This window comes from Sneathiella sp. P13V-1 (assembly GCF_015143595.1).
GTDB lineage: Bacteria > Pseudomonadota > Alphaproteobacteria > Sneathiellales > Sneathiellaceae > Sneathiella.
Genome location: NZ_WYEU01000002.1, coordinates 108,534 through 129,057, shown reverse-complemented (window position 1 = coordinate 129,057; position 20,524 = coordinate 108,534). Strand labels below are relative to the sequence as shown.

General features: G+C 49.3%; 18 protein-coding genes. 1 reads left to right on the top strand and 17 read right to left on the bottom strand.

Features of this window, described 5'->3' with window-relative positions; genetic code table 11:
- Positions 1 to 178 precede the first annotated feature (178 nt).
- Positions 179 to 565 carry a helix-turn-helix domain-containing protein gene (locus tag GUA87_RS07535; RefSeq protein WP_193715958.1) on the top strand — a complete coding sequence of 129 codons (387 nt, stop codon included), beginning with the start codon at positions 179 to 181 and terminating at the stop codon, positions 563 to 565.
- 67 nt (positions 566 to 632) lie between these two features.
- Here the strand turns inward: GUA87_RS07535 and lpxC are convergent, their stop codons facing one another.
- The 17 genes from lpxC to GUA87_RS07450 all read right to left on the bottom strand — a co-directional run bounded on the left by lpxC (position 633) and on the right by GUA87_RS07450 (position 20,297).
- Positions 633 to 1,568 carry a UDP-3-O-acyl-N-acetylglucosamine deacetylase gene (lpxC, locus tag GUA87_RS07530; RefSeq protein ID WP_227711797.1) on the bottom strand — a complete coding sequence of 312 codons (936 nt, stop codon included), beginning with the start codon at positions 1,566 to 1,568 and terminating at the stop codon, positions 633 to 635.
- Between the two features lie 193 nt (positions 1,569 to 1,761).
- Complete coding sequence (ftsZ, locus tag GUA87_RS07525; RefSeq protein WP_193715957.1) at positions 1,762 to 3,468, bottom strand: cell division protein FtsZ; 1,707 nt, start codon at positions 3,466 to 3,468, stop codon at positions 1,762 to 1,764.
- Positions 3,469 to 3,575: 107 nt separating this feature from the next.
- Positions 3,576 to 4,817, bottom strand: a complete 1,242-nt coding sequence (gene ftsA, locus GUA87_RS07520; protein ID WP_193715956.1) for a cell division protein FtsA — start codon at positions 4,815 to 4,817, stop codon at positions 3,576 to 3,578.
- A 35-nt stretch (positions 4,818 to 4,852) separates the two neighbouring features.
- A complete protein-coding gene (locus GUA87_RS07515) occupies positions 4,853 to 5,854 on the bottom strand; it encodes a cell division protein FtsQ/DivIB (RefSeq protein ID WP_193715955.1) in 1,002 nt (333 codons plus the stop codon).
- Positions 5,842 to 6,750: a D-alanine--D-alanine ligase gene (locus tag GUA87_RS07510; RefSeq protein WP_193715954.1), complete on the bottom strand. Its 909-nt coding sequence runs from the start codon at positions 6,748 to 6,750 to the stop codon at positions 5,842 to 5,844. The genes GUA87_RS07515 and GUA87_RS07510 overlap by 13 nt, the downstream gene beginning before the upstream one ends.
- Positions 6,747 to 7,655, bottom strand: a complete 909-nt coding sequence (gene murB / locus GUA87_RS07505; RefSeq protein ID WP_227711796.1) for a UDP-N-acetylmuramate dehydrogenase — start codon at positions 7,653 to 7,655, stop codon at positions 6,747 to 6,749. The genes GUA87_RS07510 and murB overlap by 4 nt, the downstream gene beginning before the upstream one ends.
- Positions 7,656 to 7,672: 17 nt before the next feature.
- A complete protein-coding gene (murC, locus tag GUA87_RS07500; protein WP_193715952.1) occupies positions 7,673 to 9,100 on the bottom strand; it encodes a UDP-N-acetylmuramate--L-alanine ligase in 1,428 nt (475 codons plus the stop codon).
- Positions 9,097 to 10,239 carry an undecaprenyldiphospho-muramoylpentapeptide beta-N-acetylglucosaminyltransferase gene (gene murG, locus GUA87_RS07495; RefSeq protein WP_193715951.1) on the bottom strand — a complete coding sequence of 381 codons (1,143 nt, stop codon included), beginning with the start codon at positions 10,237 to 10,239 and terminating at the stop codon, positions 9,097 to 9,099. The genes murC and murG overlap by 4 nt, the downstream gene beginning before the upstream one ends.
- Positions 10,239 to 11,360, bottom strand: a complete 1,122-nt coding sequence (gene ftsW, locus GUA87_RS07490) for a putative lipid II flippase FtsW (RefSeq protein WP_193715950.1) — start codon at positions 11,358 to 11,360, stop codon at positions 10,239 to 10,241. Before ftsW ends, murG begins: the two co-directional genes overlap by 1 nt.
- The gene (gene murD, locus GUA87_RS07485) at positions 11,357 to 12,724 is read right to left on the bottom strand and encodes a UDP-N-acetylmuramoyl-L-alanine--D-glutamate ligase (RefSeq protein ID WP_193715949.1); all 1,368 of its coding nucleotides are present in this window, start codon (positions 12,722 to 12,724) and stop codon (positions 11,357 to 11,359) included. The genes ftsW and murD overlap by 4 nt, the downstream gene beginning before the upstream one ends.
- A 4-nt stretch (positions 12,725 to 12,728) precedes the next feature.
- Positions 12,729 to 13,817, bottom strand: a complete 1,089-nt coding sequence (gene mraY, locus GUA87_RS07480; RefSeq protein WP_193715948.1) for a phospho-N-acetylmuramoyl-pentapeptide-transferase — start codon at positions 13,815 to 13,817, stop codon at positions 12,729 to 12,731.
- A gap of 4 nt (positions 13,818 to 13,821) precedes the next feature.
- On the bottom strand, positions 13,822 to 15,252 hold the full coding sequence (locus GUA87_RS07475; RefSeq protein ID WP_193715947.1) for a UDP-N-acetylmuramoylalanyl-D-glutamyl-2,6-diaminopimelate--D-alanyl-D-alanine ligase: 1,431 nt from the start codon (positions 15,250 to 15,252) through the stop codon (positions 13,822 to 13,824).
- Entirely contained in the window at positions 15,249 to 16,688 is a 1,440-nt protein-coding gene (locus GUA87_RS07470) for a UDP-N-acetylmuramoyl-L-alanyl-D-glutamate--2,6-diaminopimelate ligase (protein WP_193715946.1), read from the bottom strand. Before GUA87_RS07470 ends, GUA87_RS07475 begins: the two co-directional genes overlap by 4 nt.
- On the bottom strand, positions 16,675 to 18,465 hold the full coding sequence (locus tag GUA87_RS07465; RefSeq protein WP_193715945.1) for a peptidoglycan D,D-transpeptidase FtsI family protein: 1,791 nt from the start codon (positions 18,463 to 18,465) through the stop codon (positions 16,675 to 16,677). Before GUA87_RS07465 ends, GUA87_RS07470 begins: the two co-directional genes overlap by 14 nt.
- Positions 18,462 to 18,893, bottom strand: coding sequence for a hypothetical protein (locus tag GUA87_RS07460; RefSeq protein ID WP_193715944.1), 432 nt, complete (start codon positions 18,891 to 18,893; stop codon positions 18,462 to 18,464). Before GUA87_RS07460 ends, GUA87_RS07465 begins: the two co-directional genes overlap by 4 nt.
- On the bottom strand, positions 18,890 to 19,843 hold the full coding sequence (gene rsmH / locus GUA87_RS07455) for a 16S rRNA (cytosine(1402)-N(4))-methyltransferase RsmH (protein WP_415774793.1): 954 nt from the start codon (positions 19,841 to 19,843) through the stop codon (positions 18,890 to 18,892). Before rsmH ends, GUA87_RS07460 begins: the two co-directional genes overlap by 4 nt.
- Positions 19,833 to 20,297, bottom strand: coding sequence for a division/cell wall cluster transcriptional repressor MraZ (locus GUA87_RS07450; protein WP_193715942.1), 465 nt, complete (start codon positions 20,295 to 20,297; stop codon positions 19,833 to 19,835). Before GUA87_RS07450 ends, rsmH begins: the two co-directional genes overlap by 11 nt.
- Positions 20,298 to 20,524 lie beyond the last annotated feature (227 nt).

The following is a 20,524-nucleotide window of genomic DNA, read 5'->3' as shown; positions in this document are numbered from 1 at the left end:
CTTTTTATCTAAAGATGTGTTACGATCCACACGAGGGAAACGAGAATTAAACCACCAACTTCCACGTGAAGATTCCGCTTGGTGCTTTAGTTAGCGCTGACCTCCTACCCCTATATCTAGAGTAATGTGTTGTTATGGGCTTTCCAGAGCCCTCAGTAAAATAGAAAGGTACCAGCTAATGAGTAAACTCGCCAAACGGGTTGATGATCACGTCGGTGAACGCATCAGAGAGAGACGTACGATGATGGGCCTTACACAGGAACATCTGGCTCAAGCCCTTGAAATTTCTTACCAGCAGGTACAGAAATATGAAACTGGCGCCAACCGTGTAAGTGCAGGTCGTCTGTATGAAATCGCACAACGACTTGAAGTAGATGTTTCTTATTTCTTTGATCAGCTAGAGCCCCTCACATCAAGCTCTCCAATGGAACATGGCGGCAAGAACCGCTCAACCATCGAACTGGTCCGCAATTACAGTGAAATTGACGAACCTGCTGTTCGCTCCGCTGTAAGTGGCCTAATCAAAAGTCTGGCTGGACGCGAAAGAAAACGGAAAACTGCGTAACACCCCTTAAGCGCACAAAAAAAGGCACGGATTACACCGTGCCTTTTTTATTGAATTATTTGAAGGCTCATGCCATCGCAGGTGCCGCGGCTTTCTGTTCCGGCCAGTAGGCACCGCCAACCTGAGAATTACGCAACGGCGCCTCTGTCGTCAGGCACCATGCATCTTTATCCTCAAGCACAGCATGCAGCAGTTTGTTGTTTAGCGCATGACCGGAGCGATAACCGTTAAATTCACCAATAATTGGCGCACCGGCGAGATAAAGATCTCCCACGGCATCCAATGCTTTATGGCGAACGAACTCATCATCGTAGCGAAGACCTTCTTCGTTCAGCACATCTTCACCGCTCAGCACAATCGCATTTTCAAGCGAGCCACCTTTTGCAAGACCCATCGCTTTGAGTTGCTCCAATTCGCTCAAGAAACCGAAAGTCCGTGCACGGGACAGCTCTTTCTTGAAAGTGCCGTTTCTCATATTAAAGCGGCATTGTTGTTGACCAATGCGCTTATTATCAAAATCAATTTCAAACGAGATAGATACATTGTCAGCAGGTGTCAGGGTTGCAACGGCATCCCCTTCGCGAACCTCTACCTCTTTCAAGATCTTGATGTACTGACGCGGCTGATCCTGTTCGACAACATCCGCGCATTCAATAAGGAAAATAAAGGGTGCGGAGGAGCCGTCCATAACAGGCACTTCAGGCCCATCAAGTTCAACAATAACATTATCAACACCACTTCCGGACAGAGCAGCCATCAAATGTTCAATGGTTGCAACCTTGACGCCGGCTTCATTTGCGATTGTTGTACACATGACAAGTTCTGTAACAGTGTTAAAGCGGGCAGGAATATTCGCCACTTCAGGAGCGACATCAGTTCGGCGGAACATAACACCAGTACCTACAGAGGCTGGTTTCAAGGTCATATTTACAACCTGACCACCGTGCACCCCAACGCCTGTACAGCTAATGCTATTCCGAAGTGTTTTCTGATATGTCATCATGTTAAGTCACTTACCTGCTTGACAGTTTTCTGTGACTTTATGTGTATAGATTACCCTTTGAGAAGACAAATCACCTTTTGTTACCAATTATTTCTATAATGAAACAAAGGTTAAAATTTGTTGGCCACTCAACATTATCCATAAAAAAAAGAGGCGCCTTACAGCGCCCCCCTTTAATAATATTCGCTCTGGATCAGTTAGCCTGACGACGAAGGAATGCAGGAATATCCAACAGATCCTCATCTTCCGATTTGGTCTCCACTTTAACAGAGGGAGGTGTCAATGCTTCTTCTTTCTGAACTGGAGTTTCCCGCTTCGGAGCCTCAGTAGCAGATGCCGCAGGTTTGCTAATAGGCGCACTTGGCTCTTTGCGAACGGTAGGCTGCTCCATTCCTGCTTCTTTGCGCTCAGCTTCCACTTTGCGGCTCAATCGACCCACACCAGTCATCCGTTCAAAAAGGCTAGGACCTTTGCGTTTCTTCTTAGGCTGTGCCGCTTCCTCTGCACTTTGCCGCGCAACAGGATTGATACGCTCCTCAGCTTGACGCTCGACCTTCATCGCTGGAGGTGCCTTAAAGACGTCCTGAGTATCGGAACTCTCTGCCTGAATTTGTGAGCTTTCTTCCAACACATCTTCAATGTCGGACAGTAGGTCCGGCTCGACCTCCCGTGCGAGATTGCTTTCACTCGTCAGGCTCTCAGTTGTTCCTACAATATTGATCCCGCCATTATCAGACGCCTCAGAAGCGTTCATCAAAGGATGAGCCGGTGCATCCGGAGTTGTGGCACCAAAACTTGTAAGGCCAGCAGCGCTGATATCAGCAACCGGTGAAGAAGTTTCCGAACGACCAAAACCATACCCGACATTTGGATTTACAGAAGCCGTTGGTTTGTGAAGTGCGGTTACATTTGGTGCGACCGGCTGCAGGGCTTCGCCCGCGCCAATACCCGTGGCAACTACGGACACACGCATGGTGCCTTCCATTTCGGTATTAAATGTGGAACCAACAATAATATTAGCTTCCGGATCAACCTCACTACGAATTCTATTGGCAGCTTCATCCAATTCATAAAGTGTCAAATCCATTCCGCCGGTGATGTTAATCAAAACACCACGCGCCCCTTTCATGGAAACATCGTCAAGAAGTGGATTTGAAATCGCCGCTTCGGCAGCTTCAATAGCGCGATTTTCGCCAGAAGCCTCGCCAGTGCCCATCATAGCCTTACCCATTTCGCTCATCACCGTATTAACGTCAGCGAAATCAAGGTTGATCAGGCCTGGCATAACCATCAAGTCAGTTACGCCACGAACACCAGAATGCAGCACATCATCAGCCATGTTAAAGGCATCAGCGAACGTGGTTTTTTCGTTGGCGATACGGAACAGGTTCTGATTGGGGATGATAATCAGTGTGTCTACATATTTCTGCAGCTCTTCAATTCCAGCTTCGGCAATCCGCATACGGTGATTGCCTTCGAACTGGAAGGGTTTGGTTACAACACCAACAGTGAGGATACCTTGCTCCTTCGCAGCCTTGGCAACGATTGGGGCAGCACCGGTTCCCGTCCCACCGCCCATGCCGGCGGTGATGAAACACATATGAACGCCTTTCATGTGGGCGTTGATTTCTTCGGCCGCTTCTTCCGCAGCATTCGCACCGATATGTGGCTTGGATCCTGCGCCCAACCCTTCAGTCAGTTCAGCTCCTAGTTGAATTCGGGACTCGGCCAAATTTTGCTTCAGCGCTTGCGCATCCGTATTGGCCACAACAAATTCAACCCCTTGTAGTTCGGAGCGGATCATGTTGTTTACGGCATTCCCACCGGCTCCGCCTACTCCTAATACAAGGATTTTAGGCTTAAGCTCAGTTTGGTCTGGTACTGATAAATTAATCCCCACAGCACGTCCCTCCTAAAAAACGCAGGCTACACCAACAATACCAAATATTGTATGTAATGGAACCCTTCTTATTACATATAGATAAAAAAATTAGATTTTTTTATCCGCTAAAAGTTCTCTTTGAACCAGTTTCCGATTCGTAAAAGCCGATTTTTCGGGGTTTTCTCTAATAAATTGCCGCTCAGCTGCTCATTGAAATTTTCTTTGACCGCAAAGGACAATAACCCCGCGGCTACAGCGAAGGCGGGGCCTTCGGTAGCATCAGGAAGAGATTTTACTCGTATTGGTTTACCGATCCGAACTTGCTTGTCCAGGATACGTCCGGCAAGCTCCTGTACGCCTGCCAGTTGAGAAGCCCCGCCAACGATTACTGCACGCCTTCCGGCTACTTTTGCAAAGCCCGACGCAAGCAATCGATCACGGACAATTTCCAGTATTTCCTCTATTCTTGGGCGGATAATACCAACCAGCATCGAGCGCGGAACATGGTTGGCAACATGGTGTTCTGCCTCCCCAATCAAGGGGACATCAATGATCTCTTTTTCATCTGATGAACTAACGAGCGCACTACCATAGAGAGTCTTCATACGTTCAGCATTGGCAAGTGTCGTTGACAATCCTCTTGCAATATCATTGCTGACATGGGTACCGCCAACTGGAATTGTCTCGTTGTAAACCATCTCACCGTCATAGAAGACTGCAAATGAGGTTGAACCGCCCCCAAGATCAATAACGGTCACGCCAAGGTCCATTTCATCCTGAACCAGCGAGGCAAGTCCTGCTGCATAGGGGGCAGATACAAGCCCCGCCACACCAAGATGGCATCGCTCAACACAAGTGGTGAGGTTCCGAACATGATTGTTCAAGACTGAAACCATGTGCATGCTGACCCCGAATTGATCGCCAAACATGCCCCGCGGATCCCTGATCCCTTTATTGCCATCAACATTGTACCCAACAGGCAACGCATGAATAACAGTCCGGTTTTCAGGTTTATATCCGGTTTGCGCTTCTTTCAGGGTTTTAATTAGATCCTTGTCGCCAATTTCCTGTCCCCCAATGGACATTTCGACTTCAACAGTTTGCGATGCTGGTTGCCCAGCTGTCACACTGACATAGACTTCACGAATAGTCTCTCCGGCCATACGCTCAGCAGCATCAACGGCGGAGCGAATGGAATCCTCGGCCATTTCCATATTTGTAATAGACCCCGCCCGCATCCCGCGAGCGACCTGATGCCCAACGCCCTTGATGCGCAAACCACCGGTTTCTTCCACAGCTACAAAACAACCAATTTTGGTTGTTCCCACATCCAGCGCTGCAATAGGTCCGTTACGTCCTGTGGCCATTTCCTTAAATTACCTTCTCTATAGCCGTTTTCTACTTAGCTACTTCCGCTATCCGCAGTTCTCAAAAATTCAGCGTCCCCTTCACGAAGGCGGACAAACATCCGGTCAGATGCCCTGAGATCAATCGCGAGTACACCTTTATTCAGAATTTTTCGCGATTGCTGCAATTCATGCAATTGCGTCCAGGCGGCAACCGTCCCCTCCTCGGGAAGAAGCACTTTTACGCCGTTATCAAATTCCAGATTCCAGCGGCGATCTCGAACCCGCACGGCATATTGAAGCCGTGTGAAAAGGGCAGGTTTTTCTGCTAGCATATCAAAAAGCTCAGCAGCCTGTTCATTGGCCCCTTCGCCAACAACTTTTGGAAGGTGCGCGAACTCAGCTTCTGTTTTTCGGGAAACGACAACCCCTTTTCTGTCGATGACAGCAGTTTTTCCATCCATTTGCCATCTTGCAAAAGGCCTACGCTCCTGTATGCGGATAAAAATCTCGTCAGGGAATTTCCGCATAACTGCTGCTTCTTCCACCCACCCCAGTTTTTCAACGCGAAGGCGGGCTTCCGCCGGGTCGAAATCTACAAGGTTGTCTCCTTGGTCAATTTGCAAGGCGGCAAGAAGATCCGATGCATCTGTTCTATTGCGTCCAACGACACTTACTTCAGCAAGTACCAGCCCGGCTCCTTTGATGACGGCAGTCCGTTGTTCATCCAACCAGATACCGGTTTTTGAAATCCAGGCGTCACGCACCATCAGGTATCCGACAAAACCGGTTAAAACAGCCAAAGCAGCTAATGATCCCCCAATCACAGCAAACCTTCCCCAAGAAGGGGCAACACGCCGTTTCACTTTGCCAGATGTGCGTTTTTTCTGGGTTGAACTTTTCCAAAACTTGAAATTCAACGGAATGGAAAATGACTTTAGCTTTGTCAAAATACTGGCCTGATTTGGTGACCTTTTTTTATTACGCACTCGTTTCTTCTTCGTTGCGCGCGCATTTTGGACGGGCCGATCATTTTGATCAACTTTTATCGGTCGCATGAGGCATCCTCCACAATCCAACGAACCAGTTCCTCAAAACTGATCCCGGCATGTTGTGCAATCTCCGGCACCAGACTCAATTCTGTCATTCCGGGCTGAGTGTTCGTCTCCAGAATGATGAATTTTCCATCTCCCGTTTCGGAGTCATCAAGACGGAAATCGCTTCGACTCACCCCCCGACATCCAAGCGCTTGATGAGCCCGTAGCCCTAACTCCAGCACTTCTTCATATTGTTCAGGGGATAGCGGTGCTGGCATGAGATGTTCCGCCTTGCCAGAAGTGTATTTGGCTTCATAATCGTAGAAACGACCGAGAGGGCGAATTTCTACTGCACCCAACGCCTGATCTCCCATAACAGCCACCTGGATTTCACGGCCAGGGATGTAGGTTTCAACAAGCACTTCATTGCCAAAGGTCCAAGGAATGTCCACCATTTTGCGATTTTCATTTTCAAGCAAAATGGTAACCCCCACACTGGATCCTTCGTTCAGCGGTTTAATGACCAGCGGTAGCGGATAATCTTCCCCTTCAAGGATCTGTTGGCGGGTAAAAGTCCGCCCCTTTGCCACATCCATACCATGAGCTGCAAAAATCTCTTTGGCAATTGGCTTGTCCATGGCAAGCGCGGATGCGAGAACCCCAGAGTGTGTATAAGGAATACCCAGAATTTCCAGAAGCCCCTGAACGGTGCCATCTTCACCATATCTGCCATGCAAAGCGTTGAAACAGACATCAGGTCGCAGCTCAGTCAGAACGGCAGCAATATTCTGGGAAACGTCGACACGGCTAACTTTATAGCCAACTCGCTCAAGTGCATTTGCACATGCCTCGCCACTTGAGAGGGACACTTCCCGCTCAGCTGACCAGCCTCCCATCAATACTGCTACATGGGTCATTCTACGCTACCTTCTTCGCCAATTCGAACAATCTCCCAACGGAGCAGTGTGTCGTGCTCCTTAAAAACCCGACGTCGAACTTCTTCCCCAACAGCCTCCAGGTCTCTTGCCGTTGCATCACCATTGTTGATCAGGAAATTGCAATGCTTTTCAGAGACTTGTGCGCCACCAATGGTTAGGCCACGGCCACCCACAGAGTCCACTAACTCCCACGCTTTCTTACCCTCAGGGTTTGCAAATGTAGACCCCCCTGTACGGCTTTTAACGGGTTGGCTATCTTCGCGGTTCTTAGCTATTTCCTGCATGGCTTTGGATATTTCCACTTCATCGCCCGGATGCAATTGAAATACTGCTTCCGTGAAAATCCAATCTTTTGGAATACCGCAATGGCGATAAGAAAACGCCATATCTGCCGCTGTAAGCTCATGGCGCATGCCCTGTCGATCTAAGGCAACGGCGCTTACAAAGATATCTTTGACCTCAGAGCCATAGGCACCTGCGTTCATACGAAGGGCACCGCCGATAGAACCAGGGATACCAATCAGAAACTCAGCCCCCGTTAAAGAATGGCTCGCCACGAACCGGGCAACATTTCCATCAAGCGCCCCCGCGCCCACACGGACTTTATGTCCATCCAGCACATCCATGCCCGTGAAATCACGTCCCAAACGCACAACAACGCCCCGATATCCTCCATCCCGAACCAGCAGGTTTGAGCCAACACCCAAAACAAAAACCGGGATGTCTGCTGGTGTATTTTTCAAAAAGTTCGAAAGATCACCTTCGCCTTTGGGTTTGAACAGGACATCCGCAGGGCCACCTACTTGAAACCAGGTGACCTTAGAGAGGTTTGCATCTTCGCGAAGGCGACCTTCGACTTCAGGCAAACGATCCAGCAATTTCATATTGCCTCCCTCTCCCATCAGTCATCGCCTCCATCGGTGTCTTTGCGTGCTGCCAGTTCAGAAGGCAAGTTATTTGCCCAAAGAGAAATGGAACCAGCACCAAGACAGACAACTACATCGCCATCGGATGTTTCATCCAAGACCATATCAGCCAGATATTCAGGACCTTTAAGCGGAAGGACATGGCGATGCCCACGGGTACGTAAACCTTCCACATAACTTTCCTGATTAACACCTTCAATCGGCTGTTCTCCCGCAGCAAAAATATCCGCAACAATTACCGTGTCCGCATCGTTGAAGCAGGTACAAAACTCTTCGAACAGATCATTAAGGCGGCTGTAACGATGAGGTTGCACCACAGCAATTACTTTACCGTCATAGGCTTGACGCGCCGCCGCGAGAACAGAAGAAATCTCTACAGGATGGTGACCATAATCATCAATTATGGTAACACCACCAACCGTTCCTGTTTTGGTGAAACGGCGCTTCACGCCGCCAAATTCACGCAGCCCTTTTTTAAGGACAACTTCGTCAAATCCCATTTCCGCACCAACAGCAACAGACGCCATTGCGTTCAGCACATTGTGAGCACCTGGCATAGGTAATTCGAACCCTTTCATCGTGCGGGTCTCCCCGCCCAAGCGATCACTTACCGCTACGTTAAATCGCGCACCGCCGGCTTCAAAAGTGACATCAACGGCACGATAGTCTGCTTGTGGGGACATTCCGTATGTGATCAATCGCCGATCAGACACACGCCCGATCAAGGCCTGCACCTCAGGGTGATCAATGCATAAGGCGGCAAACCCATAAAAAGGAATATTCTCTACAAAGGTATGGAAAGCTTTCCGCACACCGTCAAAATCACCATAAAAGTCAAGATGTTCCGGATCAATATTCGTTACAATGGCAATGGTTGCAGGGAGTTTGGTAAAGCTACCATCGGACTCATCCGCTTCCACCACCATCCAATCGCCATTTCCAAGACGCGCATTTGTGCCATAGGCATTGATGATACCGCCATTGATAACCGTTGGTTCCATATTGGCTGCATCTAACAAACTCGCCAACAGTGAGGTTGTCGTGGTTTTTCCATGTGTCCCGCCAACCGCGATGGCCCAGCGAAGCCGCATCAGCTCTGCCAACATCTCAGCTCGGCGCACCACCGGGATCATATTCGCCCGTGCTTCCTTCACTTCTGGGTTATCCGCTTTCACCGCAGAAGAAATGACAACAACCCGGGTTTCCCCCAAGTTCTCTGCATCATGCCCGGTAAAGACTTTAACACCCAGCTTTTCAAGTCGCTCGACGTTGGCATTTCTGGAAAGATCAGATCCCTGAACCTGATAGCCAAGCGTGTGCATCACTTCTGCAATACCGCTCATCCCGATACCGCCAATACCGACAAAATGCACAAGACCAATATCAAGTGGTAAGGCTCTCATTCCTCTACCTTTCCAGGGGTTTTCATTTCTGTGTTTTGTAAATTGCAGCTGGCAATCACCAGCTCTGCCAATTTCTCAGCTGCATGAGGATCTGCCTGACCGAATGCCTTCATGGCCATATCCTGCAACAGTTGGCTGTTATCCATCAGCTCCAGTAGGATTTCTTTCAACTTCTCTGGTTTAAAGTCGTCCTGTTCAATTACTTTCGCTGCACCTGCAGAGACACTGCTTTCAGCATTTTTAAGCTGATGATTGTCCATGGCGAATTTGTAAGGCACGTAAATCGCAGGCCTACCGATCACATCTACTTCTGCCATTGTAGACGCCCCGGATCTGGCGATGACTAGATGCGCGTCCGAGATCAGCTCTGGTACATTCTCAAAAAAGGAAGATAGCTCTACTTTGATTTCACTTTCTCTGTAAGCTGCTTCAACACGTCCTATATCTTCCGGGCGACATTGCTGCGTCACGCTCAACCGTTTTTGAATATGCTCCGGCAGGGAGATGAGCGCAGCCGGGACCGTATCAGACAAAACAGTTGCCCCTTGGCTTCCCCCCAAAACCAGCAAGTTAAACGTTTGCCCAGGTTCAGAGGTGTCATACGGCGTCGCCGTTTTTGCCAGGATTTCCTGTCTAACAGGATTACCTGTGAAGACCATTTTTTGTGTAATAGCACCAGTATCTGAATAGGTTTCCTTAAAGGAAGTCGCAATATATGTGGCTTTACCTGCCAGCAGTTTATTGACCCGCCCCAAAATGGAGTTTTGTTCATGCAGGATGAGAGGAATACCTAACAATCCAGCCGCCATACAAGGAGGCATGGAAGGATACCCACCAAATCCGATTACAGCCTGCGGCTTTAATCGGCGCAACAACCCAATGGATTGCAAGACACCATGTCCAAGTTTGATCGCAGCCTTTACTTTGCCGAGCAATCCACCAACTGAGGGCGAAGCAGAGTGCACCTGCAGGATATGAACCCCTGGGAACATGGCTTCATATTTCTCGCCGCGCTGATCTGTTACCAGTGATACCTTGTGTCCCGCCTTTAGCAACTCCTGCGCCAGTGCGCGGGCCGGGAATACATGGCCGCCGGTGCCACCACTCGCCAAAATAAAGTGTCCATAAGTTTCTACCATTACAACTCTCCCGTTCCGGCTCGGCGGCGGCTGAGGGCGAGCAGCATCCCCATAAGGATTGCAAGCGCCAACATGGAAGAACCACCATAGGAGATAAATGGCAAAGTCATGCCTTTGGTAGGCATGAGGCGTAAGTTCACACCGATATTGATAATGGACTGCAAACCAAACTGGGTGAGAAGTCCCGCTGCAGCCAAAACAACAAAGAAGTTCTTTTCCACCAGCAAACGGCTAAACCCGCGCAGGACGACAAAAGTAAACAACCCAAGAAGAATTAGACAGAATATAACGCCGAACTCTTCACCAACTACAGCGAAGATAAAATCCGTATGGGCATCAGGAAGGACAGTTTTAACAGATCCATCACCCGGCCCCACACCAAAGAACCCGCCTGTTTGAAAGGCTTCCATTGCGCGTTCAATCTGATAGTTATCACCGCCCTCAGGATTGAGGAAACGATCCACGCGCTTCGTCACATGGGGGAAGAAAACATATGCGCCCGCGGCACCGACAATTCCCAAAACCAGAAATCCAACCACCCACATGATCGGTAAGCCTGCAAGGAAAAACTGCGCAAACCAAACGGCAGAAACCACCAAGGTCATACCCACATCCGGCTGCATAAGAAGAAGGCTGACAACAACCACATACAAACCAATGGAAATCAGATTTCCAGGAATTTCAGCGCCTTTACGTTGTTCTGCAAACATCCACGCGGCGACAACAGCAAAGGCAGGTTTCAGAAATTCAGTAGGCTGCAACGTAAAACTACCAAACTGCAACCAACGCTGCGCGCCCTTAACTTCCGGGCCTATCAACAGGGTTAGCAAAGTTAGGAAAATACAACCACCGAACAGAATAACCGCCATCCGGCGAACCCATAAGGGCGACATTAACGATATTCCAAGGATGATCATCAAAGCCATTGGAAGGTACAAAAGCTGACGGCGTACAAAATGGAAATTATCAAGGCCAATTCTGTTGGCAACAGCAGGGCTTGCAGCCAAAACCATCACGCCCCCAATACACAACAGCAGGATAACGGCAAGCAAAGTCCAGCGGTCAACTGTCCACCACCAGCGTCCAACAACAGATCTGTCAAGACGTGAGAAAGTGGTCATGCAGCCTCCTCCTCAACCAGTTGGCGGAACCTATCTCCCCGCGCTTCGAAACTTGGAAACTGATCAAAACTTGCAGCCGCAGGGGCTAATAAGACAGTCGCATTTTTGCTTTGAACCGCCTGCTGACGTGCCTGTTCAACAGCTTTATCCAGGGTTCCGCAAACTGTATAAGGAACATGACCTTCCAATGTAAGAGCAAATTCAGTAGCATCTTTGCCAATCAAAAAGGCGTGAGTAATGCGATCAAAGTATGGGACCAGAGGCTTAATCCCGCCAGCTTTACCAAGACCGCCCGCTATCCAGAAGATATTTTCATAGGTAGCTAGAGATTTTTCAGCAGCATCTGCATTTGTCGCCTTGCTATCATTTACATAACGAACACCGTTCTTGATAGCCACCATTTCCATACGATGGGAAAGCCCACCAAAAGAAAGAAGACCACTAGCAATTTCAATGTCCGTAAGCCCCATTGCCCGACATACGGCAACCGCAGCTGCGGCATTTTCCCGATTATGCTTTCCACGCAGTGCTTCGACACCGGCGAGTGAGAACTCCGCACCATTTCCGCCGGGGCTATTGTCAGTGATGGTTTCCTCTTTCGCAAAGATCCCACTTTCAAGATTTTGCTCCGTCGATATCTCGACCAATACCGCTTGATCAACGCCACCCAGATCATTAACAATCGCTGCGCAAACCACATTGTCGTGATTTATTACAGCAATATCTGCAGAAGATTGATTTTGGAAAATCTTTTTCTTTACCGCCGCATATCCCGCCATGTCGCCATGTCGGTCCAGATGATCCGGTGTGACGTTTAAAAGAACAGCAGCATCTCCGTGCCAAGAAGGTGTTAAATCCAACTGGTAGGAGGAGAGTTCCAGAACATAAAAGCCATTTTCAGATAGTCTGGGGAGCTCCAGAACCGGCGTGCCAATATTCCCGCCCATGGCAACATCCCGTCCAGCATGTTTCAGCATGTGATGGATCAGGGATGTGGTTGTAGACTTTCCATTTGTGCCCGTAATACCGATAACCTTACCTGCCGTTTTTTCTTTCAGGAAAACTTCGATATCCCCAATAATTTGAACACCTGCAGCATGCGCAAGTTCAACAACAGGATGAGGGGCAGGATGGGTCAAGGGTACACCAGGGCTTAGCAGAAGAAAGTCACATTCGGCCATAAGCCCCGCAGTGATCTCTTTCACCGTTAAGCCAATATCTTTGGCTTGCTGTTGGCGATCTTGATTATCATCCCACGCTACAACACGCGCGCCGCCATCATGAAGGTGCTTAGCCGTGCTCAGCCCACTTTTACCGAGGCCGAAAACAGCAATTCCCTTATTTTGATAGGCGCGGCTTTCCATACTTCTACCTTAGTTTCAGTGTTGCCAACCCGACGAGTGCCAGAATGACCGCAATGATCCAAAAACGAATAACGATTGTAGGCTCCTGCCAGCCTTTTTGTTCATAATGGTGGTGAAGCGGCGCCATTCGGAAAACGCGCTTACCCGTCAATTTAAACGACGCGACCTGCACGATCACTGAGACGGTTTCCAGCACAAACAGGCCCCCGATAATAGCGAGGGTGATTTCGTGACGCGTCACTACACTGATGGAGCCAAGCGCACCGCCCATGGCAAGCGATCCGGTATCCCCCATAAAGACCATGGCAGGCGGGGCATTAAACCAAAGGAACCCCAGGCTTGCACCAATAAGAGCCCCACAGAAAACCAGCAGTTCACCAGATCCCGGCACAGATTGAATTTGAAGATATTCAGCGAAAACCGTGTTACCCACCAAATAGGCAATCAGACCAAAGGAAGCGCCCGCAATCATCACAGGAACAATGGCAAGACCATCCAGTCCATCTGTCAAGTTCACGGCGTTTGATGCACCAACCATAACGAACATGGCAAAGGGGACGTAGAACCATCCGAGATCCAGCAACACATCTTTCAGAAACGGTATTGTAAGGCTGGTTGCGAGTTCCGGATTTGTGGCGCTGACAATCCACATCGTTGCCGCTAGGGAAATAACCACCTGCAGCAGTAACTTCATCTTACCGGGAATACCGCGTGTATTGTGACGGCTCACCTTCAGATAATCGTCAATGAACCCGACAGCACCAAAGCCAAGGGTCACCAGAAGCACGGACCAGACATAGCGGTTTGTGAGATCCGCCCACAGAACGGTGGCTACCCCCAGCGCGATGAGGATCAGAAAGCCCCCCATAGTTGGGGTGCCCTGTTTGGCGATAATATGGGACTGAGGTCCATCATCGCGGATTGGTTGCCCGCGGTGCTGTTTGCTTTTAAGCCAGTTGATGACAGTCGGACCGAAGATAAAACTGATCAGCAAAGCCGTCATAATCGCGCCGCCCGTTCTGAAGGTTAGGTACCTGAACAGGTTGAAGATAGAGAAATCCTCCGCCAGTGGGAAAAGTAGATTGTATAACATACTCTTATTCCTCCGATCCGGACGCCATACCAAGACCCTTAGACTGATCCAAAAGCGCGTCCAAAATCACCTTCATTCGGCTGCCCAATGATCCTTTAATCAGGACAGCATCGTCACATCTCACAGCACCCAAAACGCTCTCCACCAATTCGTCTGAACTGGCCGCGTAGGCTGCTTTCATTTTTTGGGGCAATGCCTCATAAAGCTCTCTCATATGAGGCCCGCACGCATATACCATATCCACACCATTTTCCAACAGATCATTTGCCAAAGACCTGTGAATTTCTGGCGCATCTTCTCCAAGTTCACGCATATCACCCAACACGGCAATACGGCGCCCCTGCCCCTTTATTTCCAGATTTCCAAGAACCTCAAAAGCTGCTTGCATTGCAATGGGGCTTGCGTTGTAGCTTTCGTCGATAAGCCGGTATGATCCCCCAACCGTTTCAAGTTCAATCTGAACACCACGCCCTGAGGGAGCATTCAATGTCTTCAGCGTTTCAATTGCCTTATCAACATCTGCACCCACAGCCTTTACTGCACCCAGTACTGCCAGAATATTCTGAACCCAATGCCTACCGGGAACAGGAAGTGTGAAGTCAGCTTTATGCCCATCAATTGTGGCAGAAACTTCACTGGATTGAGGATTGACGGTGACGTCATCAAGGTGAATTTGTGCGCTCGTGTTTTCTCCAAATAACTGGACATCCGCGCCCGACACCTTTTTCGCCTCGGCGACAAGCAAATCTGTGTAGGGAATGTCAGCATTTATGATGGCAACACCACTCGATTGAAGGCCGTTAAAAATCTCCGCCTTTGCCCTGGCGATATCTTCGACACTTTCAAAGAACTCCATATGCGCAGCCGCCACGGTTGTCACGATTGCAACATGTGGCTTAACCATTTGCGAAAGAGGTGTAAGCTCCCCCGCATGGTTCATTCCCAGCTCAAAAATCGCATATTCAGCGTCAATCGGCATCCGGCTTAATGAAAGCGGCACACCCCAATGGTTGTTGAAACTTCCCACGCTCCAATGGGTTTTACCCTGTGCTGACAAAACATGAGCCAAGGCTTCTTTCGTGCCGGTTTTGCCAACGCTACCCGTTACCGCGATTATTTTCGCATTACTTCTGGAACGGGATGCTTTTCCCAAGGCTTCCATAGCGACCTGCGTATCTTCAACCATTACCAGAGGAATTTTATCCGCGACTGCTTGCACTGGTTTTGAGACTATCGCTGCGACCGCTCCCGCCTCCATTGCGGCTTCCACATAATTGTGTCCGTCGTTATTCGGCCCGACAATGGCAATGAACAAATCACCGGGTGAAACAGCGCGGTTATCAATAACAATACCGTTTACAGTCCAATCTGTTTCAGCGCATTCACCTGCTGTGGCAGCTATGATATTTTCTGCAGTCCAAAGCGGTGAGGTCATTGCGTCCCCCCCAACAGTTCCTTGCAAACGTCACGATCACTGAAGGGGAGCGTTTCCCCTTTCACAACCTGGCCTTCTTCATGACCTTTACCTGCAACAAGAATAAGGTCGCCTTCCTTGCCCACCCGAATGGCTTCTGTAATAGCGGACCGACGATCCCCAATTTCCAGCGCTTCTGGACATGCGATCATAATTTCAGACCGGATAACAGAAGCGTCTTCACTTCGCGGATTATCATCTGTCACGATGGCGATGTCGGCAGAATTCGCAGCTATCTTGCCCATTTCAGGGCGTTTACCTTTGTCACGATCCCCCCCACATCCGAATACCACGATCAAACGACCAGATGTGTGAGGCCGTGCAGCTTCGAGAACCGTTTTCAAGGCGTCTGGAGTGTGGGCATAATCCACATAAACGTTTGAACCAGCATTAGATTTTCCCATCAATTCCATTCGACCCGGAACATTGGAAATATCATGAAGTCCCTGAACGGCCTGATCCATTTCAAGGCCAGAAGCAACCGCCATCCCAAGTGCACATAGGATATTCGCGGACTGGAATGTTCCGACAAGCGGAAGATCGAGGACAAATGAATTGCCTGAATACTCAAATTCTAAATGCTGACCGCCGCTATGAGGTCTCGCATCCAGTAACTTGAGGTCAGTTCCGCTTTCGCCATAGGATATGACTCTAAGACCCCGCGCATCAGCAGCTTTTTTAAAAGCGCCGAACACATCACTATCTGCATTTAAAACGATAGAACCGCCGTCTTTGATCGCACGCGTGACCAGCCCCAGCTTCGCTGCCAGATAGGTTTCAAAATCTTTATGATAATCCAGGTGATCGCGGGTCAGGTTGGTAAAGCCCCCAACCTGAACACCCACAGCATCCAAGCGTCGCTGATCCAAACCATGACTGGATGCTTCAAGCACCACATGATCCACACCATGGGCAACCAATGCAGACAGCTCTTCATGCATAATTTCGGGATCAGGAGTCGTGTAATGAATGTCCCGCGCCCCATCGGCGGTCACGACACCTAGCGTTCCAAGACTTGCCGACGAATATCCGCATGCCTGCCATATCTGACGCAAGAAATGAGCAACAGACGTCTTGCCATTTGTCCCCGTGACGGCAGCAACCATATCCGGTACGGGGCCAGCCAACTTCTGGGCCGCAAAAGCCAATTCCCGCCTTGGATCATCGACCTGAATACAAACCGCATCAATCACCTCTGCGTAATGGCGGTCAGTCAATATTGCGACAGCACCATTGCTTAAAGCTTGCGGAATGAATTTCCGGCCATCTGTTACAGACCCAGGCAATGCCGCAAAAATGTAACCTGCTTTTACCCGCCGACTGTCAGCTGTAATCCCGACAACATTTGGATCATTATCCAGATGCTCTTTGATTTTCAGAACCTCAGAAAGAAGCATTTTTCTTCTCCCGAGAGTAAACAGGGATATGCAAAGCTTTCTGAATTGACTTGCTTTCCTCGTCTTCAGGTTGGACACCCAACAAAGGCGCAACACGCGCGACGAGGCGGCTCACAATTGGGGCAGTTGTCCAACCTGCACTTCTAAACCCATGCGTAGACGCATTTCCTTTAGGCTCGTCCAGCATAGCAAGGACAACATAACGCGGATCATGCATCGGGAACGCACTCACAAAAGAGGTTACAAGCGCGTCTCGCTTGTACCGTCCATTCACAGCTTTCTCAGCAGTTCCTGTTTTACCCCCAACGAGATACCCTTTCGCGTCAGCATTTTTACCTGTACCGCTTTTCACAACCAGACGCATCAGACGCCGAACTGTATCTGAGGTCTCCTCCCGGATAACCCTGCGACCTTCGACATCAACTTCCGCATCCTGCTTAATTACGGTTGGATTACGGAATACGCCACCATTTACCATTGAACTAATTGCTGTCCCCAACTGCAACGGGCTTACCGACAGGCCATGCCCATATGAAATCGTCATGGTCTCAAGCGTATTCCAACGTGGCGGCAAAATTGGGGCACCCACTTCAGGTAATTCGATAATCGGTCGATCCAACAAACCAATTTTCTTTAAGAAAGCTTTTTGACGTTTTGGGCCTATGGCATCCGCCATCTTCGCCGTTCCAATATTGGACGAATACATGAAGATCTCAGGCACGGATAACCAACGCTTTTTAGGGTGATCATCACGAATTCTGAAGCCAGCAATTCGAATGGGGTTCGTGGCATCATACCCACTTCTTAGGGAAACCGATTTTAGATCCAACGCCATTGCGGTGGTAAAGGTTTTAAAAGTCGACCCCATTTCATAAACACCAAGGGTAACCTTGTTAAACTTATTGTCTTTTGGATAATCATTGGGACGATTTGGATCAAAATCCGGCAACGATACCATCCCCAACACTTCACCTGTTTTCACATCCATCACCATACCCGAGGCACCGATAGCCCGGAAGATGGACATGGATCGGCTCAACTCATCCCTCAATGCGTATTGTATCCGCGTATCGATCGAAAGTTGCACAGGGCCGGTATCTGTGGAATTCACCCCTTTAAGGCGCTCATCGAAATACCGTTCAATTCCGGCAATCCCTTTTCCATCAATATCGGTATATCCGACAAGATGCGCCGCCAAATTCCCAACAGGATATACACGACGCTCCTCATTTCTGAAAAAAAGCCCCGGTATTCCTAGATCATTCACTGATTTTTGCTGCTGCGGCGTAAGATGCCGTTTCACCCATACAAAATTACGTCGCAGGGATAATTTCGCTTTTAGGGCGGCGGGCTCAAGATCAGTCAGAACACTGGTGAGCTTCTTCGCAGCTTCGTCTGCATCCATTATTTTTCGAGGATCAGCAAATAAAGAAACCGCATCCAACGTTACCGCCAGAAGATTACCGTTCCGGTCATAAATAGGGGCGCGTTTGTCCAACGTCTGCGCCGTGGCAACCGACTGCGTTTGGACATTTTCCTGAGCCAGTTCATTCTCAGAACCGCTAATAGCAAGACCAACAAGCCGCCCCGCCAATACGACAAAACAAAAAGCAAACAGAACACCCGCAACGACCAAACGGTTGCGCCCCTGCTCCAAGGTCTCTTTTGCACTTCCCTCCAAATGCAAGAAAGCACCCTGCTTCTTGGGCTTTAAGCCAACCCTGGCAACCACAGGCTGGTCGACAACCTTAATCTGAACTGAAGACTGCCGTTTCATTTGTCATCACCTTCAACCCCTGAAGACAAACCAAAAGACGCGAGCGTGTAACTAGGCCCAACCTCAACACCGTCGATTTCATACACCCAATTAAATCGTGGCTTTTGACGCGGCACCGGATCTGTCAGTTTTGCAAGCGCATTTGAATCCAGCGTCCGTTCCGGCAAATCGTTCAACCCCGCCACTTGATAAGGCGCTACCAAAAGAAGCGGAAGATACTTGGCTGTCAAAGCCTGAATATTTTCAGGACGGTTTTGGTAAGCCCATTCCGCCTTGAGAATTTCTGTCGCCTGCTCATTTTCACGAATTTTGCCGTTCAATTCGGCCAGCTCACCTTCAAGCGTCTGCACCTCATATGAAAGTTGATAGAGGCCATAGGAAACACCAACAACAAGAGACAACGAAGCTGCTGTAAGCTGCCATTTCATAAGAACAGCTCCTGACCGGCTTGTGTACGAATTGCCCCTCTCAACCGCGCTGAACGTGAGCGGGGATTTTGATCAATCTCATCCTTTGTCGCCTTGATTGCACCACGCTTGACCAGATTAAACAGAAGCTCTTCTCTCGCCTCCACATCAGGCATGTGACGCGATGGATTACCGCGCGCCTCAGAGCGATCTGCAAGGAACTTCTTCACCATACGATCTTCAAGGCTATGGAAAGAGACAACCGCCAACCGTCCGCCTGATTTTAACAAATCAACCGAAGCCTCCAATGCGGAATGCAACTCTCCAAGCTCATCATTTACGTAAATGCGGAGCGCCTGAAAGGAGCGCGTCGCCGGGTGAATACCTTTACCTGTCACTTTGACGATCGAAGAAATCAGATCCGCAAGCTCCACTGTCCGCTCGAACGGTTTCTCTTCACGCCGCGCTACGATTGCTTTTGCGATCGCTCTGGATTTTCTTTCTTCCCCATAGTGAAAGAGAATTCTCGCAAGCTCCTGCTCACCCTCTTCATTCACCACATCCGCCGCTGTGCGCCCATCTGACGACATTCGCATATCAAGCGGTCCGTCCTGCATAAAAGAGAAACCCCTCTCAGCCTCATCAATTTGCATGGAGGACACACCAATATCCAGCGCAATACCATCCACTTTCGACACACCTTCTGCCAAAAGCAAAGATTGCATATCACCAAAGCACCCGTTCAATAGCTTGAAGCGTCCCGGATAATCAGCAGCCAACCGATCACCCGCCACCTTCGCACGAGGATCGCGATCAATGCCATAAAGCGTGCAGTTAGCCGCCTCCAGAATAGCGCGACTATAACCACCCGCTCCGAAGGTTCCATCCACAAACACCTCCCCATCTTTCGGGGAAAGCACATCAAGAACCTCTTTCAACAGAACAGAAATATGCGGCACTTTAGTCATTATCCCGCCCCGCAATATTGGAACCCCTAGCCCGTTTCAATCGCGCCCGTTCCTTCACTGCCTTCATGCGGGCTTCGAATTTTTCTGGCGCCCAAATCTGGAAACTGTCGCCACGTCCAACAAACACGCACTTATCATCAATTCCCACCTCTTCGGACAAGGCTAGCGGGATCGTAATTCGGCCATCCCCATCGATGGGCAACTCAATTGCCTCAGCCATCAAAGCATCAGCATCAGATTCACGATCTTCAGAGAAAGGATCAAAGCCACCAATTTTTTCAAGAAGACCTTCCATCACACCCATATCGCAGGCGTTGATGGCATCACCCTCAAAACTTGGAAACAGAACAACGGACGCATGCCCACGCTCAGCCAGAATCGAGCGAAAGCGAGCCGGCACAGAAACCCGCCCCTTCTTATCGATCTTGTTTTGAACCGTAGACAGAAATAGGGCCATAGCCCAAAAACCCCTCTATTTCCCTCGCGTTAGACTGCGCCCCTCATCTTCCAGATTAATCTGGAGCATTTATGGGATATTCTGGGATAACATGGATTTTCTTGGGAGTCAATGGAGGAACGCTTGTTTTCCTTGGGTTTTCAACAAGTTCTAATGGAGATAATTGGATAAATTCTTAAGCTTTTCTTAATCATATTTTCGGCCCACTCATCGAGGACTTACCTATA

What these genes read in the sequence shown, in the direction of transcription:
- GUA87_RS07535 (WP_193715958.1), top strand. Translation starts at nt 179, where the DNA reads ATGAGTAAACTCGCCAAACGGGTTGATGATCACGTCGGTGAACGCATC.
- lpxC (WP_227711797.1), bottom strand. Translation starts at nt 1,568, where the DNA reads ATGATGACATATCAGAAAACACTTCGGAATAGCATTAGCTGTACAGGC.
- ftsA (WP_193715956.1), bottom strand. Translation starts at nt 4,817, where the DNA reads ATGGCCACAGGACGTAACGGACCTATTGCAGCGCTGGATGTGGGAACA.
- GUA87_RS07515 (WP_193715955.1), bottom strand. Translation starts at nt 5,854, where the DNA reads ATGCGACCGATAAAAGTTGATCAAAATGATCGGCCCGTCCAAAATGCG.
- GUA87_RS07510 (WP_193715954.1), bottom strand. Translation starts at nt 6,750, where the DNA reads ATGACCCATGTAGCAGTATTGATGGGAGGCTGGTCAGCTGAGCGGGAA.
- murB (WP_227711796.1), bottom strand. Translation starts at nt 7,655, where the DNA reads ATGAAATTGCTGGATCGTTTGCCTGAAGTCGAAGGTCGCCTTCGCGAA.
- murC (WP_193715952.1), bottom strand. Translation starts at nt 9,100, where the DNA reads ATGAGAGCCTTACCACTTGATATTGGTCTTGTGCATTTTGTCGGTATT.
- murG (WP_193715951.1), bottom strand. Translation starts at nt 10,239, where the DNA reads ATGGTAGAAACTTATGGACACTTTATTTTGGCGAGTGGTGGCACCGGC.
- ftsW (WP_193715950.1), bottom strand. Translation starts at nt 11,360, where the DNA reads ATGACCACTTTCTCACGTCTTGACAGATCTGTTGTTGGACGCTGGTGG.
- murD (WP_193715949.1), bottom strand. Translation starts at nt 12,724, where the DNA reads ATGGAAAGCCGCGCCTATCAAAATAAGGGAATTGCTGTTTTCGGCCTC.
- mraY (WP_193715948.1), bottom strand. Translation starts at nt 13,817, where the DNA reads ATGTTATACAATCTACTTTTCCCACTGGCGGAGGATTTCTCTATCTTC.
- GUA87_RS07475 (WP_193715947.1), bottom strand. Translation starts at nt 15,252, where the DNA reads ATGACCTCACCGCTTTGGACTGCAGAAAATATCATAGCTGCCACAGCA.
- GUA87_RS07470 (WP_193715946.1), bottom strand. Translation starts at nt 16,688, where the DNA reads ATGCTTCTTTCTGAGGTTCTGAAAATCAAAGAGCATCTGGATAATGAT.
- GUA87_RS07465 (WP_193715945.1), bottom strand. Translation starts at nt 18,465, where the DNA reads ATGAAACGGCAGTCTTCAGTTCAGATTAAGGTTGTCGACCAGCCTGTG.
- GUA87_RS07460 (WP_193715944.1), bottom strand. Translation starts at nt 18,893, where the DNA reads ATGAAATGGCAGCTTACAGCAGCTTCGTTGTCTCTTGTTGTTGGTGTT.
- GUA87_RS07450 (WP_193715942.1), bottom strand. Translation starts at nt 20,297, where the DNA reads ATGGCCCTATTTCTGTCTACGGTTCAAAACAAGATCGATAAGAAGGGG.